This window comes from Amycolatopsis pigmentata, assembly GCF_042684065.1.
In the GTDB taxonomy this organism is placed as follows: Bacteria; Actinomycetota; Actinomycetes; order Mycobacteriales; family Pseudonocardiaceae; genus Amycolatopsis_E; species Amycolatopsis_E pigmentata.
Window position 1 is genome coordinate 23,435 of record NZ_JBHUKR010000013.1, and the last position, 15,123, is coordinate 38,557.

Annotated in this window: 11 protein-coding genes; 9 read left to right on the top strand and 2 right to left on the bottom strand. The window is 69.3% G+C overall.

The window, feature by feature from the left end; all coding sequences use genetic code 11:
• Window positions 1-203: 203 nt before the first annotated feature.
• Window positions 204-1,262: a hypothetical protein gene (locus ACFSXZ_RS25160; protein ID WP_378267648.1), complete on the top strand. Its 1,059-nt coding sequence runs from the start codon at window positions 204-206 to the stop codon at window positions 1,260-1,262.
• Window positions 1,259-2,449 carry an FAD-dependent monooxygenase gene (locus tag ACFSXZ_RS25165; protein WP_378267649.1) on the top strand — a complete coding sequence of 397 codons (1,191 nt, stop codon included), beginning with the start codon at window positions 1,259-1,261 and terminating at the stop codon, window positions 2,447-2,449. Before ACFSXZ_RS25160 ends, ACFSXZ_RS25165 begins: the two co-directional genes overlap by 4 nt.
• 13 nt (window positions 2,450-2,462) lie before the next feature.
• Here ACFSXZ_RS25165 and ACFSXZ_RS25170 read toward each other — a convergent pair whose 3' ends face one another.
• Complete coding sequence (locus ACFSXZ_RS25170; RefSeq protein ID WP_378267650.1) at window positions 2,463-6,149, bottom strand: BTAD domain-containing putative transcriptional regulator; 3,687 nt, start codon at window positions 6,147-6,149, stop codon at window positions 2,463-2,465.
• Complete coding sequence (locus ACFSXZ_RS25175) at window positions 6,142-9,228, bottom strand: BTAD domain-containing putative transcriptional regulator (RefSeq protein WP_378267651.1); 3,087 nt, start codon at window positions 9,226-9,228, stop codon at window positions 6,142-6,144. The genes ACFSXZ_RS25170 and ACFSXZ_RS25175 overlap by 8 nt, the downstream gene beginning before the upstream one ends.
• Window positions 9,229-9,510: 282 nt before the next feature.
• Between ACFSXZ_RS25175 and ACFSXZ_RS25180 the strand changes: the two genes are divergently transcribed.
• The 7 genes from ACFSXZ_RS25180 (at window position 9,511) to ACFSXZ_RS25210 (ending at window position 15,067) form a co-directional block, all read left to right on the top strand.
• Window positions 9,511-10,170 (top strand): ABC transporter ATP-binding protein, encoded by a 660-nt coding sequence (locus ACFSXZ_RS25180; protein ID WP_378267652.1) that lies wholly within the window; start codon window positions 9,511-9,513, stop codon window positions 10,168-10,170.
• A complete protein-coding gene (locus ACFSXZ_RS25185; protein ID WP_378267653.1) occupies window positions 10,167-12,047 on the top strand; it encodes a YhgE/Pip family protein in 1,881 nt (626 codons plus the stop codon). The genes ACFSXZ_RS25180 and ACFSXZ_RS25185 overlap by 4 nt, the downstream gene beginning before the upstream one ends.
• On the top strand, window positions 12,044-12,604 hold the full coding sequence (locus ACFSXZ_RS25190; RefSeq protein ID WP_378267654.1) for a TetR/AcrR family transcriptional regulator: 561 nt from the start codon (window positions 12,044-12,046) through the stop codon (window positions 12,602-12,604). The genes ACFSXZ_RS25185 and ACFSXZ_RS25190 overlap by 4 nt, the downstream gene beginning before the upstream one ends.
• A gap of 80 nt (window positions 12,605-12,684) precedes the next feature.
• Complete coding sequence (locus ACFSXZ_RS25195) at window positions 12,685-13,323, top strand: response regulator transcription factor (RefSeq protein ID WP_378267655.1); 639 nt, start codon at window positions 12,685-12,687, stop codon at window positions 13,321-13,323.
• A 121-nt stretch (window positions 13,324-13,444) separates the two neighbouring features.
• A complete protein-coding gene (locus tag ACFSXZ_RS25200; protein WP_378267656.1) occupies window positions 13,445-13,654 on the top strand; it encodes a hypothetical protein in 210 nt (69 codons plus the stop codon).
• A gap of 130 nt (window positions 13,655-13,784) precedes the next feature.
• Window positions 13,785-14,150, top strand: a complete 366-nt coding sequence (locus ACFSXZ_RS25205; RefSeq protein ID WP_378267657.1) for a hypothetical protein — start codon at window positions 13,785-13,787, stop codon at window positions 14,148-14,150.
• The gene (locus ACFSXZ_RS25210; protein WP_378267658.1) at window positions 14,147-15,067 is read left to right on the top strand and encodes a hypothetical protein; all 921 of its coding nucleotides are present in this window, start codon (window positions 14,147-14,149) and stop codon (window positions 15,065-15,067) included. The genes ACFSXZ_RS25205 and ACFSXZ_RS25210 overlap by 4 nt, the downstream gene beginning before the upstream one ends.
• Window positions 15,068-15,123: the final 56 nt, after the last annotated feature.

The window sequence follows — 15,123 nt, forward strand, 5'->3', positions numbered from 1 at the left end:
AAGTAGGTCGAGACGGTCCGCAGCCGATCTGCTTGTAGACACCCGTTTCGGCCGTGGCTGTGGTCGGATTGGTAACGACCGGCACAGTAAGGCTTCCTGGTTGCCCGAAGGGGTCGAGCACCCGACGTTCGGGAAGAGCGCGCGGGAAACGCCGCACCCGCGCCGGATAATGGATCACGGAGACCGAAGACGGAGAGAGACAGATGAGCCGACCGTTTGTGCCTGAGCTGCACGAAATTCTGCTCAGAGGGGCGGGATGGCTGCCGGACGACGTGCTGGCCGACACCCGGGCCAGGCTGGCGAAGGGGCACAGCGGTGAGGTCGCGCAGGTGGTGGCGTTCGCCGGAAAGCGGACCGTGGTGCCGTTGACCGAGGACGATCTCGACGTGCTCGACGCGGCGCTCGAAGCGGACGGTCTTCATCGGGGCGTGCTGGAAGGCATCGAGCTGACCGCCGAGAACACTCCGCTGCTCTGGCGGTTTTCCGCGGAATCCCCCGAACCGGCCGGAACCGACGAGGACACCGAGGGCGCGCTGGTCGCCGCGCTGGCCGAACGGGAACTCGTGTCCGCGGTGGCGAGTGAACCCGGCGCGCGAGGGCTGTGGTGCGCCTGGCGCACGCCGGTCGACGACGCGCCCTATCCCCGGCCGCGTCTGGTCTATGTGGCCGAGGTCGACGACGACGCGGAGAACGCCGGTGAACCGGCGGACTTCGCCGCCGCGCTGCAGGGCAAGCTGGTGGCCGCGGGGGAACGTGATCCGCAGGTCGAAGTGGTCTCGATCCACGTCGATCCACCCGAGTACCAGCGAGTCGCGCGATCGCTGGGCAGGCTGCTCTGGGCGGCCGTACCGGAACCCGAGATCACGGTGGCGCGGATCTTCGACGAGGTCGATTCCGAGGAAGGCCCCAGGTTCGCGCCGGACCGGCCCCGGATCACCGACGAGGCGGAGCGCGCCCGGCTCGTCGACTACCTCAAGGCCGGGGCGGAATTGCTGGCCACCACGGGCACGTTGCCGGACATCGTGGACCCCGGACGGGGTGACGTGGTGCCGGCGAGTTTCCGCACGGACGGCAGCTGGGTGTGGACCGACACGGTCACCTACTACCTCGAAGAACACCACGTCTCCCCGGATCCCGACCTGCTCCAGCACATTCAGGCCTCGCAAGGCCCGCCACCGCGTCCGGACACCGTGGCACTCGACCGGGCACGCGCGGCGCTGCGGCCGTCCGACGACCGGCAACCGGTCTGGACCACTTCGTGAACGCACCGGCCACGAGGATCGCGGTCGTCGGCGGGAGCATCGCGGGATGCGCGATGGCGCTGGCGGCACACCGCGGGACGCCGGCAGCCGGCGAGGTGACCGTGTTCGAGCGCTCCTTGGGGGAGCTTCAGGACCGCGGGGTGGGCGTCGGTATCCACAGCGCGCTTTGCCAGGAACTGCTCGCCGAGGACTACCTGGATCCGCGGACACCGTATGTCCGGCTGGCCGGCCGGAAGTGGATCACCTCGGATGGTGATTCCTACGGCGGGAAGGTCGTCGGGTACCAGGACTTCCCTTTCCGCGCCTACAACTGGGGCTCGTTGTGGCAGGCGCTGCGAGACCGGATTCCACCCGGCGTCGAGTACCGGACGCGCCGGGTCGTTTCGGTCGCCGAGACGCCGGACGACGCGGTGGTGACCTTCGCCGACGGGACGGACGAACGCTTCGACGTGGTCCTGGGGGCGGACGGATACCGTTCGGCCGTGCGGAGCGCGATGTTCCCCGAAGTGCGGCCCCGATACGCCGGTTACCTCCTTTGGCGGGGCACGCTGCCCGTCTCGGACCTCCCGGAGCAGGACGGGCTTTGGGAACCGCACGAAGCGGTGGGCGTCGCTTTCCCGGGCGGACATCTGATCATGTACCTGATTCCCGGCCGCTCCGGTACGCCCGCCCTCAACTGGGCCCTGTACTCGGCTCCTCCCGCCGGCCTCGGGCCGCGGTGGGACGATCCGACCAGCCTTCCCCAGGGCGGTGTCGATGCCGCGTTGTTCGATCATTTCGACTCGCTCGGTGAGAACATGCCGCCCTACTGGCGCGAAATGCTCGCCCGGATGCCGCGCGAGGAGATTCTGGCCCAGCCGATCTACGATCTGTGCGTTCCGGCGTGCGCCACCGGACGTCTCGCTCTCGTCGGCGACGCCGCGGCCGTGGCGCGCCCGCACACCGGCAGAGGCGCGGTGAAGGCGGTGCAGGACGCCGTCACGATACAGTCCGCGTTGAACCGGGGGATGGACTGGCCGGGCGCGTTGCGTGCGTACGCCGAGCAACGCGGCCCGGTGAACCGGTCACTGGTCGAACTGGGTCGCGTCCTGGGTGACGCGACCGTGCTGGACCCCCCGGACTGGCGGGAAATGGACCAGGCGGGATTCGGCCGGTGGTGGGCCGACGCCATCGGGCGATGGACCTGAACCCCGCCCGGCTTCACCGCACCGGACGAGTGCCGGAAGCGGTGAATCCCGGGGCCAGTTCCGCATCTTCGATCCGGTGGGCGAGATCGGCACGGGAGGACAGCCGCAGTTTCGAGAGCACTCCCGCGACGTGTGCCTGCACGGTCCGGCGGGGCAACCCGAGTTCCTGGGCGATCTCCGGATTCGAGCGGCCGCCGGCGACCAACTTGGCGATCTTCGTCTCCACCGCGGACAGGAACACCATGCCCTCCATCGGGCACGGCCCGGCGTGGTCGAACAAGTCGATGCCGAACTCCTTCATGCGGCCGCCGATCCGCCGGACGTCCCAGTGCGCACCGGTCGCGGCCAGCAGCGCCACGGCCTCGTCCAGGACGGTCCGTGCCTTGCCGAGGTGGCCTCGTTTGGCCAGCAGTATCGCGGCGTCGCCCTGCGCCGTGGCCATTTCGACCTGCCTGCCGACCGCGCGGTAGTGCTCGATCGTGGCCAGCAGGGGCTCAGGGTCGCCGGTGACCAGCGCGCGGCACCATCCCGCCGCGTCCACCGCCCGCGCCGGGGTGGTCTCCCTGGCGGCTTCCTCTTCGCAGACGGCGAGTGCCGCTTCCGCGATGTCCGGGCGGCCGTTCGCCGTGGCGAGCCGGGTGAGCCCGGGAAGCCATTGATGGCGCAGCATCATCGGCGCGTAGCCGATGTCGAGGATCGGCGCCAGCACCCCGATCGCCTTGTCGGCGTCGTCCCGTTGCCCCGCGTGGACCGAACGTGCCACGAGCAGGAAGTCACAGCTTTCCCGCTCCGCGTCGGTCACCGGCAGGTGCCCGTCCGCGGCGGTGAGATGCCTCGAAGCGTCGTCGGTGTGGCCCCGCCTGCCATGGATCATCGCGGCCACGCCGTGCAGCAGCAGCGCGGTGGGGCCCGGCTCGCGAAGCCCATGGAAGGTGATCGCTGGGCCGTCCTCGGTCACCGTGTCCAGTTCCGCCAGTGCTTCGCTCCACCGGCCTGCCCAGTAATGATGGACGGCGGCGGAGACCTGCAGGCCGTCCGGGAGATGGTGGCGGGCGGCGGTTGCCCGCGCCGTGCGCAGGGTTTCGTCGGCCTCGTCGAGGCGATCGAGGTTCTGCAGGCTGAACATCCGGTTGTCGAGGAGGTCGAAGTACAGGCCCAGGTGCTCTTCGTGCCCCTCGACCGCGGCGATCGCCTGGTCGATATGCAGCAGTGCCTCGGCGTGGTCCCGCTCGATCGACTTCACCAGCCACAGCGTCTGCAGGGCATGGCCGATCGGGTACGGTTCGCCCACGGCGAGCGCGTCGCGGTAGGTTGCCCGGGCCCGGCGGGCGGCCAGATCGAGGTCGTCGAGGCCACCCCTGCTGAAATTGGCCAGCAGAGAGCGGCGCCGTTCCTGCCAGAGCGCCGGGGTTTCCGGCGAGCCATTGCGTTCCAGCAGCGCGATCGCGGCTTCGGTGTCCCCCCGGCGGTGGGCCATCGCGGCCGCGATGTGCCGCATTTCGGCCGCCCGCGCCGGGTCCTTGGCCACGGCCACGGTGTCCCGGGCCAGTTGTTCGGGTTCGCGGTCCAGCCGGTACAACACGAGCACGTAGGCGAACTGCAGAATCTCTCGTCTCGGATCGTCCTCGCCACAGCTTTCGAGTACTCGGCCGAGGAGTTCGACGGCGATCAGCGGGGCGCGGTTGGACAGGTCCACGTGATGCTCGACGAGCCAGTCGAAGACCCAGTCGTCGGCGGCCACCGGGACCTCGGCGAGTTGCTGGGCCACCTGTTCGACGCCGGCGCCCATGCGTGCGAGCGCCGCGGCGGCGTCCCGGTGCCACAGCGGGCGGTCGCCGGGGGCGATCTTCTCGTAGAGCGCGTCCCGGATCAGGGGATGCCGGAAGGCGAGCCGGGTACCCGCGTCGACGACGCTCGTCGCTTCCATCGCCTGTTCGAAAGCGATCAGCAGATCCGAAGGCGCGCACCCCATCGTGGCGGCCACCTGGGATACCTCGAACTGCATGCCCAGCACCGCCGCCCTGGACAGGACCGTCCGGGTCTCCTCGTCCAGCCGTTCCACGAATTGGTCCAGTGCCTCGCCGAGGGAGGCCGGCAGTTCATAGGTCGCGCCGTCCTTCAGGTACGCGAAGCCGTCCCTGATTTCCAGCGCGTTCTCACGCATCAGGGTTCGTGTGGCTTCGCGCAGGTAAAGCGGGTTGCCCCCGCCCTTGGCGGCCAGGGGCCGGCAGGCGGGGTCGAGCTTGGCCCCCGCGCAGTCGGAGATCACCTCCAAGGCGACCTCGTCGGAGAGGGGGCCGAGAGCGAGAAACAGGTGACCGCGCGATGTCACGGTCTGCCGCAGCTTCGTCAGGTCGTTCCGCCACGGCGCCCGGCGGGCCGCCGCGACCAGCAGCAGCGGAAGCTGACGGGTGGCCATGGAGAGCCGGCTCCACATCAGCACGCTCATTTCGTCGGCCCACTGGAAGTCATCGACCACCAGCACCAGCGGCGCGCTCGTGCAGAGGTCGTCGATATGGGCCAGCAACCGGTCCGCCGCGACGGCGACCGGGTCGGCGCCGCTGGTGATGGTCCATGGCTTCGCGTCGCCGGCGCCGGGGCCGAGGCAGGCCGTGATCACCTGCAGGGGAAACCGCTGGGCGGCGCTGCTCGCCACCGTCCACCCGAGGTGACAACCGCGGGTACCCGCGTCTGCCAGTGCTTCGGCGAGCAGCGCCGACTTGCCGATCCCGGGCTCACCCTCGATCCAGGCCGCTCCACCGCGTCCGGCCGCCACGTCGTCCAGGAGCCGGCGCAGCTCGGCGATTTCCGCTGCTCGGCCGCGGTTGCGCGGCAGGCGATCCGGATGCTCGATCACGTGGGCCACCCCGGCGGGAACCACGGACAGCAGGTCCGCCGCGGCCTGCCGGGTCTCGTCAGGCGGGTTCAGCGCCGGGTCGCCGGTCAGGATCTGCTGGTGGACCTTGGCGAGCTCGGGGCCGGGAAGGACGTCGAGTTCACGCCGGAGAATCTCGCGGGCCCTGGCGAAGGCGTCCAGCGCGTCCGCGGTCCGGTTGGCGCGATGCAGGGCGATCATGAGCGAGGCCCACAGCGACTCGCGCAACGGGTGTTCGTGGACGAGCACGGTCAGCTCGGGGACGAGGTCTTCGTACGACCCCAGTTCGAGCAGACCGGACGCGCGTTGTTCGAGGGCGAGCAGCCGGTTTTCGGTCAGTCTGGTCCGCTCGGATTCCGCGAAGGGGCCCGGGACCCCGGAAAACGGTTCCCCGCGCCAGAGGGAAAGCGCTTCCTCGAGCGTTTTCACGGCCCCCGCGACGTCACCGGCCTGGCGCAGCGAACCGGCTGTTTCCCGCAGGCGGTCGAAGACGTTGATGTCCAGGGCGTCCGGCGCGAGCCTCAAGCGGTAGCCGGACGTTCCGGAAACCAGGAGGCCGTCGGTGGACCACCGGGTCCGGTTCGGATCCAGCACCCGGCGCAGGCCGAAAACGTAGGTGTGCACGCTCCCGTTGGCGCTGGCGGGAGCGGCGTCACCCCACACCGCGCTGATCAGTTCCGGCCGGGTGACCGGCTGGGTGACCGCGCGCGTGGCGAGCACGGCGAACACCGCGCGCTGGCGAGCGGGCCCCAGTTCGAGTTCTTCGCCGTCCAGCCAGGCACGGAGCGATCCCAGCGCGGCGACCCGCAGTTCCGGTTCAGGCATCGGGATACCGTCCAAGGAAGGGTCGCAGGCGCTGCCTGGCACGTCGGATGTCCCAGGTGGCGCCTATTTCGCCGTAGCCGCGCAGTGCCGCACGCAGAGCTACCGTGGCTTCGACGTTCTTGCCGTTCTTCGCGTACAACCAGGCCGCGTCTTCCATCGCCTCCGCGAGTCCCAGCCTGCTCCCGTCCGCACGGGAGAGCGCGGCCGCGGTCAGCGCCGGGCCGGGATCGTCGTCGAGAATCGCCCGGCACCGCAGCAGGGCGGTGTCGTTTCCGGGCGTGCGCTCACAGGTGAGGGTCGCCAGCTTGACCTGGTCGTGCTCGCCGAGTTCGGCCGCGAGGCGGGCCACCATCGGCATCCAGCGGCAGAACGCGCCGCCGACCGGCTCCGTCATGCCCGCCACCAGGGCGAGCGCGTCGCCTTGGCGGGACTGCTGTTCGGCGAGCATGGCCGCGGCGACGATCATGAAATCACTTCCGTCGCTGCCGATCTCGCCTTCCGGGGCGGTCGACCAGACCGAATGCAGGTGGGCGTCGGCGTCCTCCGGATGGTCACGACGTGCGGCGATCAGGGCCGCGATCCCGCTGAGCTGCCGCATTCTGTTCGGCCTGCCGAGGGTGCGGGAGGCCATCGCGGTGCCGCTGGCGAAGGTCTCCACCAGTTCGTCGGCGGGTTCGTCCCAGTGGCCCCGTAAATAGGCTTCCGCCTCGTCGGACTCGTCAGTGCCCCGCTGCGGCGGAATGGGCGATATCCGCGTCAGCCGGCCGAGGCGAGTCCTGGACAACAGTGCCTCGTGCAAGGTCCGCCACGCCGGTGAGATGCGCGGGTCCCGCAACGCCTCCTCGATGCGCTCGATGGCCGCGGTGAGGGAGCCCTGAGAGAAGGCGGAGTAGGCGTGGAACCACCTCAGTTCGGCGGCGACATCGCCGTCGGCGATCTTGGCGGTGGCGTAGACCGAGTCGGGTGTCAGATCACCGTGCTGCCAGAACATGAGTCTGGCCAGCGCGATCGTGAGCATTTCCCGGTCGGCCCCGTCGAAGAGACCGGAGGCGCCGGCCCGCCGGAGCAGCCGCGCCGCGGACGAGGGCGCGCGCGGAGTCAGCGCGCAGATCTTGGTGATCAGCCAGTCACGGAACCACACGTCCACGGGGATCGGCGCGGCGAGTAACTGCCGTGCCACCAGCTCCACCGGAACACCGGCGTCGGCGAGCGTTTCGGCCAGCTGCCGTTGCAGCGCGAGACGGATCGCGGGGCTCGTCTTGGCGTAAAAAGCCTGCCGTACCACCGGATGCCGGAAGGTCAGGTCGTCGCCCACGCCGCTCAGCACGCCACAGGCGCACAGTTCGTCGACGAGTTCGCCGGTTTCCGAGACGCCCTTGCGCAGGGCCGCCGCGAGGGTTTTCCGGCGGAACGGTTCGTGGAGCAGCGCGGCCCAGCGCGCTCCTTCCATGGCGGGACGGGAGAGCAGCAGGCTCAGCCTTCTGCTGACCGCGGTCAGCGCGGCGGCCGGAATCTCGTGCTGGTCCAAGGACTTCTCGTCGGCCCTGGCCGCCACGATGTCGTGAAGGTACTGCGGGTTGCCCGCGGCCGCCCTGCCCAGTTCGACCTCGGCAGGCTCGGGAGTACGCCCGAGCAGACCCGTCATGAGCTCACGGACGTCGCAGTCCGTCAGCGGATTCAGCCGGTACACCTTCGCGCGGTCACCGTCACGCACGCCACAGGACCGACCGATCTCGCTCCGCTTCGGCCACGGCCGGCAGGTGCCGATCAGCAGGAGAGGCAGGCGGGCGGTCTCCCGTTCGAACCGTTGCCAGGCCGAGAAACTCTCGGGGTCCGCCCATTGCAGGCCGTCCACCACGAGCACCATCGGTCGTTTCCGGCACAGCTCGCTGACCAGCGCCACCGTCGCTTCGATCACGGCACGCACGGCTTGCCGGTCGTGGCGGACGAGTCTTCGTGCGGCGGCGGTGATCTCCCGGGCGGCAGGGATCGCCGATTTTTCGGTGATACTCAGGCATTCGAGAATGGTCTGCAAAGGCGTGTCGGGGAGGAGGTCGTCGGGGACCGCGACCCCGACCCGGCAGGCGGTCGCGCCGGCCAGCCCCGCGGCGATCAGCGCCGACTTGCCGATGCCCGGCTCACCCTCGAACCGCAGGGAGCCGCCACGCCCCTTGGCCAGGTCGGCCAACGCGGAGGAGATGGCCCGCAGTTCTTCGTCCCGGCCGAGAAACAGGGAGGGCGCTTCGAGCCACGATGGCTGGTCCGGTCGCGCCGGGGCAGGCTTGGCCCGGCGTGGCGCGCTCAGTATCGAGTGCCACAGGGCGGGATCGTCGTTCTTGATCTGCTCGTGGCGTTTGGTCACCTCGGGGCCCGGTTCGGTGCCGAGCTGTTCGATCGTGGCCTCTCGCAGTCCCGCGAACAACTCCAGTGCCTCGGCGCTGCGGCCCGAGCGGTGGAGCGCGAGCAACATCAGGCTCTGCAGGCTTTCCCGCGTCGGATGCTCGTGGGCGGGTTCGGTCAGTTCGGCCACCACCTCGGTATGGCGGCCGAGCTCCAGCTTGAGCCGGGCACGTCGTTCGACGGTGTCCAGCCGGAGTTCGGTCAGCCGTTCCCGCTGTCTCGCCGCGAACGGCCCGGGCAGGCCCTCGAGCGGAGCCGACCGGTAGAGACCGAGTGCCTCCTCCAGCGCGTCGAGCGCGCCCGCGTGATCATGGTCGCGCTCGAGCCGCCGTGCGTCCTCACGAAGGTTTTCGAAACGAACCACGTCGATCGCTTCGGGATCCCAGTGCAGGCGATAACCGGCCCCGCTCGACGCCAGTATTTCGTTCGCGCTCCGCTGCGTGCGCTCGGGCTCGAGCGCGGCGCGCAGGGCGGAGACGTAGGTGTAGATGCTGCCGTTCGCGCTGGCCGGGGGACTGGTTCCCCACAGCGCGTCGATGAGTTCCGAGCGGGCCACCACCTGGTTGGCCTGCAGGGCGAGGACGGTGAGCAGCGCACGCCGTGCCGCCGCGCCCAACGCCACCTGTTCGTCGTCACGCCAGGCGCGTACGGGACCGAAAAGGTCAAGCCTCAACCCCATCAGCAACCCTTCAGCACCTTTGTCATTCGCTACGAAGTATCTCGTCATTAGGTTCAGACCGGTTCGATTATTTCCATCATAGTGAGCACCGCCATGACCTGTTGTCAGGAGGGGAATCCCTGAGCATCTGGACGCGATACCTGCACGAGTGGTCGGCGTGGAGAGGCCAGGGAAGGTACCTTCGGGCACTTTTCCGGACGTGTGTCCCTGACCTGAGCGCGCCGATGTGAGGGTGTGGGGTATCTTTTGAACTGACCAGTCAGTTCAAAAGGAGGACGTCCGGTGCGCGTACGGGCCGATCGGGTCGCCGTCGGGGGACCGCATGGCGAGGTACTGCCACCGACCTCGCTGACCGTGGGCGAGGGCGAACTCGTGTTCGTCCACGGACAGCCGGGCAGCGGGATCACCGCGTTCGGGCTCGCGCTGACCGGCCGGATGCGGCCGACCACGGGTGTCGTGACGCTCGACGGTGGGACCGATGCCGGAAAGCTGCGGGCGATCAGCGCGGTCGTCGACGCACCAGGGATCAGCGAGCCGGACGGGGCGCTCCCGCTGAGGGTCGTCGCCGGTGAAGAGCTGGCCCTCGGCGGGCGGCCCGCCCGGAAGGCCGACATCGCGCGCTGGCTGGCCGACCACGACCTCGGCGCCCAGGCGGGCCTGCGTTTCGGCGAACTCGCTCCCGCCGCGCGGACCCGCTTCCTGACCGGCCTCGCCGCGCACCGCCGTGGCATCCGCATGCTCGTGCTCGACCGTCCGGACCGGCACACCAGTGAAGTCGAGAGCTGGGTGAAGCTCGCGCACGAGCACGCCGAGGAGGGCCTGGCCGTGGTCGTGTTGACCGCCACCACCCCGCCCGGCGCGCTGCCCTCGGCGCCGGTGCTCCTCGGCGAAAACGGCCTCGGCCACGAGAGTCCCGGAGAACACGAAGGAGACCGCTCATGACCGCCTTCCGGCTGGCCGCGAACGAGTTGCGCCGCCTGACCGCGGGCACGATGCCCAAGCTCGCGGTGGCCGCGCTCGTGCTGGTACCGCTGCTCTACGCGTCGTTCTACCTGTATGCCAACTACGACCCCTACGCCAGGCTCAGCAAGCTGCCCGCCGCGCTGGTCACCCAGGACACCGGCGCGGACGGCCGGAACGTGGGCCGGGAGGTGGCCGACACGGTGGCCAAGTCGGGCAGTTTCGAATGGCACCAGGTGACGGCCGGCGAGGCGCAGCAAGGTGTCCGGGACGGCAAGTACTCCTTCGCGATCACGATCCCCGAGGACTTCTCCGCCGCGCTGGTTTCGAGCGGCGACTTCACGCCCCGGCAGGCCACCATCCGGCTGACCACCAACGACGCCAACAACTATCTCTCCCACACCATCGCGGACAAGGTCGCCGAACAGGTCCGCGGCACCATCGCCGAAAAGGTCGGGCAAGAGGCCGCGAACCGCTTTCTGATCGGCTTTTCCACCATCTACGGCAAAACCCGGGAAGCCGCCACGGGCGCGGCGCGACTGGCCGAGGGAGCGGGCAGGCTGACCGCCGGGCAACGGCGGCTCGCCGACGGCGCCGGGCAACTCGCCGACGGAACCACCCGGCTCGCCGGTGGTCTCGCGACCCTCGAGAACAGCACCGCGTCGTTGCCGCATGACACCAGGGCACTGGCCGACGGCGCGGCCCAGGTTTCCGCGGGCAACGACCAGGTCGCCGCGCGGGCGGCCGCGGTCGCGAAGGGCTCCGCCGATCTGCGGCGCGACCTCGACAACGTCGACGACCAACTGGCGCAACGGCTCCGGGGTGCGGGAATGCCCGAAACGCAGGTCCAGCAGGTACTCACCCAGCTCCCCGGACTGCGCGCGCCCGTGGACAACGCGGACGCGCGGATCCAGGACGACTCCGCGCAACTCGCCCGGCTGGCGGACGGGTCGCGCCAGGTCGCGGCTGGAGCGGCCACGCTCGCGCAGGCCGCCCCGGCCCTGACGAACGGGATCGCGCAGGCCTCTGACGGCGCGAAGACAGTGGCGTCGGGAGCGGCGAGCCTCAATGACGGCGAGAAGCAGGCACTGGCCGGTACCACCGATCTGGCCGACGGCGCGAACCAACTGCGTGACGGGCTCAACGCCGGGCTGAGCCAGATCCCCCATCCCGGCGACCCGGCCCGCGTCGCCACCGCGGACACCATCGCCGACCCGGTGACCATCGACAACGCCGGACTCTCCACCGCGGGCACCTATGGCGCCGGGCTCGCCCCCTTCTTCATTTCGCTGGCCACCTGGATCGGCGCGTTCGTGCTGTTCCTTCTGCTGCGGCCGCTGTCCACCCGCGCGCTCGCCGCCGGGATCTCGCCGTCGCGGGTCGCGGTCGGCGGCTGGCTGGCCCCGGCGGTGCTCGGTGCCGCGCAGGTGCTCGTGCTCTTCGGCGCGGTGACCTGGCTGGTCGGTGTCCCGGTCGCCCATCCGGTGGCGGCGATCGCCTTCGCCGTCCTGGCCTCGCTCACCTTCACCGCGATCGTGCACGCGCTCAACGCGATGTTCGGTGCCATCGGCAAGTTCCTCGGCCTGGTGTTGCTGGTGCTGCAACTGGTCAGCGCGGGGGGCACGTTCCCGTGGCAGACCCTGCCGGGACCGCTGTACCCGTTGCATATCGTGTTGCCCATGGGATACGTCGTGGACGGGCTCCGGCACCTCCTCTACAGCGGCGCCTCGCTGCCGAGCCTGACCGATGCCGGAGTGCTCTGCGCCTACCTGGCCGGGGCGCTGGCGGTCTCCGCCTTCGCCGCACGGCGGAAACGGGTCTGGACCATGTCGGCACTCGAACCCGAGCTGAGCCTGTGAACAGCAGGCAGAAGCTGTTCGAGGCGGTCCTGCGGCTGGCGGGCCGCCGGGGCCTGGTCGGGCTCACCGTGGACGACATCGCCGCCGAAGCCGGTGTCGCCAAGGGAACCGTGTACTACAACTTCGGCAGCAAGGACAACCTGATCGACGCGCTGCTGCGGTACGGCGTGGGACTGCTCGCCGACCGCCTGCGCGCGGCGGCGGACGGCGATCCGGCCGCCGCCCTGGAGTCCATGGTGGACGCCGGACTCGCGTTCATCGCCGAATACCGCGGGTTTTCCCAGATCCTCGTCAGCGAACTGTGGCGGACCCCCGGGCAGTGGCACGAGACACTGACCCTGCTGCGTGAAGAGATCTTGTCGATCGTGAAGGAGCAGCTCCGGCGCGTCGCCGACGCGGGGCTGCTCCGCGAGGACATCGACATCCCGACCGCGGCGGCCGGACTGTTCGGCACCCTGCTCGTCCTCGCCCTCGACTGGCAGACCTTCCGCCCCGAGCGCACCCGGGACGAAGTCCTCGGCTCGGTCATGCACCTGGCCCGTGGGCTGGCCCGGTGACACGCAGGGGAATAGAGGGTTTATGAAGGAGGGAGTAGCAGGCTTGCCCCAAACCTCGGAGGTTGCCGCGAGGAGGGGTAGTGGAAATCGTTGAAGTCCTGGTGCATGCCTCGGACGTGATCAGCCGGGCCGGTGTGGAGGCCATGCTGGCGTCCTCGCCACGGCTGAGCGTGGTGTCCGAAGACGCCGCCACCAGCGTCGATGTGGTCGTGCTGGTGGTACACGGGGTGGCGGGCCGCGAGGATTTCGCCTCGCTCGGCCGGTTCCAGCGTTACACCACAAGCGGTCCCCGGCCGCGGTGCGTGGTCGTCGCCGACGGCTTCCGGACCGAAGACATGCTGGCGGGGGTCATGTGCGGGGTGGCGGCCGTGCTGAACCGGGTCGAAGCCCGGGATGACGTGCTGGTTTCGGCGGTGGAGGCGGTGGGCGCCGGCGCGGCCCTGATGCCGGACCGCCTGCAGGGGGTGTTCCTGGAGCAGGTCGCCCGGTTCCGGGCGGAGGTCCTCGGACCTCAGGGCCTTACGTTGACCGGGCTCGACACCCGCGAGCGCGACGTGCTGCAGTTGGTCGCCGAGGGATACCAGACGGAGGAGATCGCGAAGCGGCTCGCGTATTCGGAAGGAATGGTGCGGAACGTGTTGTACGGCCTCATGGACCGGCTCGGTTCGAATTCGCGATCCCACGCGGTCGCGCACGCCATGCGTGCCGGAATGATCTGACCGGACACCGGCGGTCTCGCCCGAGGAGAGGTATGCCCGAAAGGGCACGCTTACCGAGGTTTGACCCAGTCGCGTCGTGGGTACAAAGGTCTGGACGAATTCTCGATTCGAGGAGGCCGTGGTGACCGACGTGACGCGCAGAAGGATCGTGCCCCAGCAGCGGGGCGTGTGCGTTCTCGATCTTGTCGCCGGATTGTTGCTCGTGGTGGCGACGGTGCTTTCGTGGCCGGGATGGTCCGTCCCGGTCAGCGTCGTCATCATTGTCTGCGGCGCCGCGCTGGCGTTGGTCGGCGCCATCGGCCTGGTTTCGCCACGCCTGCGCGGACGCTGACCGAACGGTGCCGCCCAGCCTGGGTTTATACCCGGGTTGGAGCGGTTCTTGGAGCGGGACGGGCAACCATGGCTCCACAGCGACCGGTGCGGTCGGCCGGACCGCGCAGACGATCAGCCAGGAGCCGGAATTGTCCGATGGTTTCCTCACCCACGTCGATGGGCTGCACAACGTCTCGAAGACCGACCTGCCCTTCATCATCGATGCTGTCAACGGTGCTCGGTCCCAATTGTCGGCGGCCTCGCAGGAACAAACCAACGCGTTCGCCGGATACCTCTATCACAAGGACTATCCCTACGACGCCGACTTCTACAGCCGCGATTACCCGAACAGTTCCGGTGATTTCGGGTTGGGCGACTACGTCAGGGCCCTGATCGACGATCTGGTCCAGGGTCTCGGGGATCTCTCCGCTCATCTCGGTCAGACGCAGGCCGCCATACTGGAGGTCGCGAACCGGTACCGGGAGGCCGACGGACTGCCGAGGTACCCGAATTGATCGACGCGGACACCTCGGCACTGATCCAGCAGCATCACGACCTCGCCCTGCAGCGATGGAACTCCTGGCTGGGCGCGATCGGCGTGCACTGGCCCGGAAAGGAAGACCCGAACAACTATTTCGCCGACATCCAGGAGCTCGCCGAACTCCTCTGCGACGGCGACGACACCGCTGCCGGAAATCTCGCCGACGATGTCAAGAAAGCGCACGAGCAGCTGACCACCAATGTCGAACTGGGTTTCGGCGACATCGCCTACGACCTCCGCGACTGGGAAGGCGACGGGGCGCGGAGCTTCAACAACTACCTTGGTGAGGTGAAACAGGCGATCGGGCGTTACGACGACGTGCTGCACGATTTCCGTCAGATCCAGGCCGGCTGCGAGGCCATGATCGCCGAAAGCAAGAAGAACGTGCGGGATCTGCTCGGTAAGGCGATCACGGCCCAGCAAGAGGGGTCGGCGCAGGACTGGACGGTCGTGCTGACGGTCGTCGGCGCCGTCGCCGGGGCGGTCGGTTCCATCGCGGGGGGCGGTGGCATCGTGTGGCTGGTCGTCACCGGCGCGGTGCTGGCCAGTGGCACCTCCGTGGCCACCGCGGAGATCAGCACGGACGGCCCTGGCGAGACCGCCAAGTCCCTGCGAGACGGGCTGCTCGCGCTGATGAACGACGTGATCGACCAGCGTGACCGGTTCTACTCCGCGATCAAGGAGCTGGACGAGTACATCACCGGCGCGAACCTGCCCTACGTGGATCCGTCCCCGCCGCCGTTCATCACGGCGCCGAAGTTCGATCCGCACATGTTCGAACTGCCGGACTACATCGAGCCGCCCGGGATCGAGAACAACGTGTCCCAAGACCCTCTCACCAAGCCGAAGCCCACGGCGAATTCGAAGATCAGCGCCACCCTTGACGGCTGAGCGAGCTTCCGCCGAACAGCGCGACCGCGGTGCACACGCTCTACGAGAAAACGGAT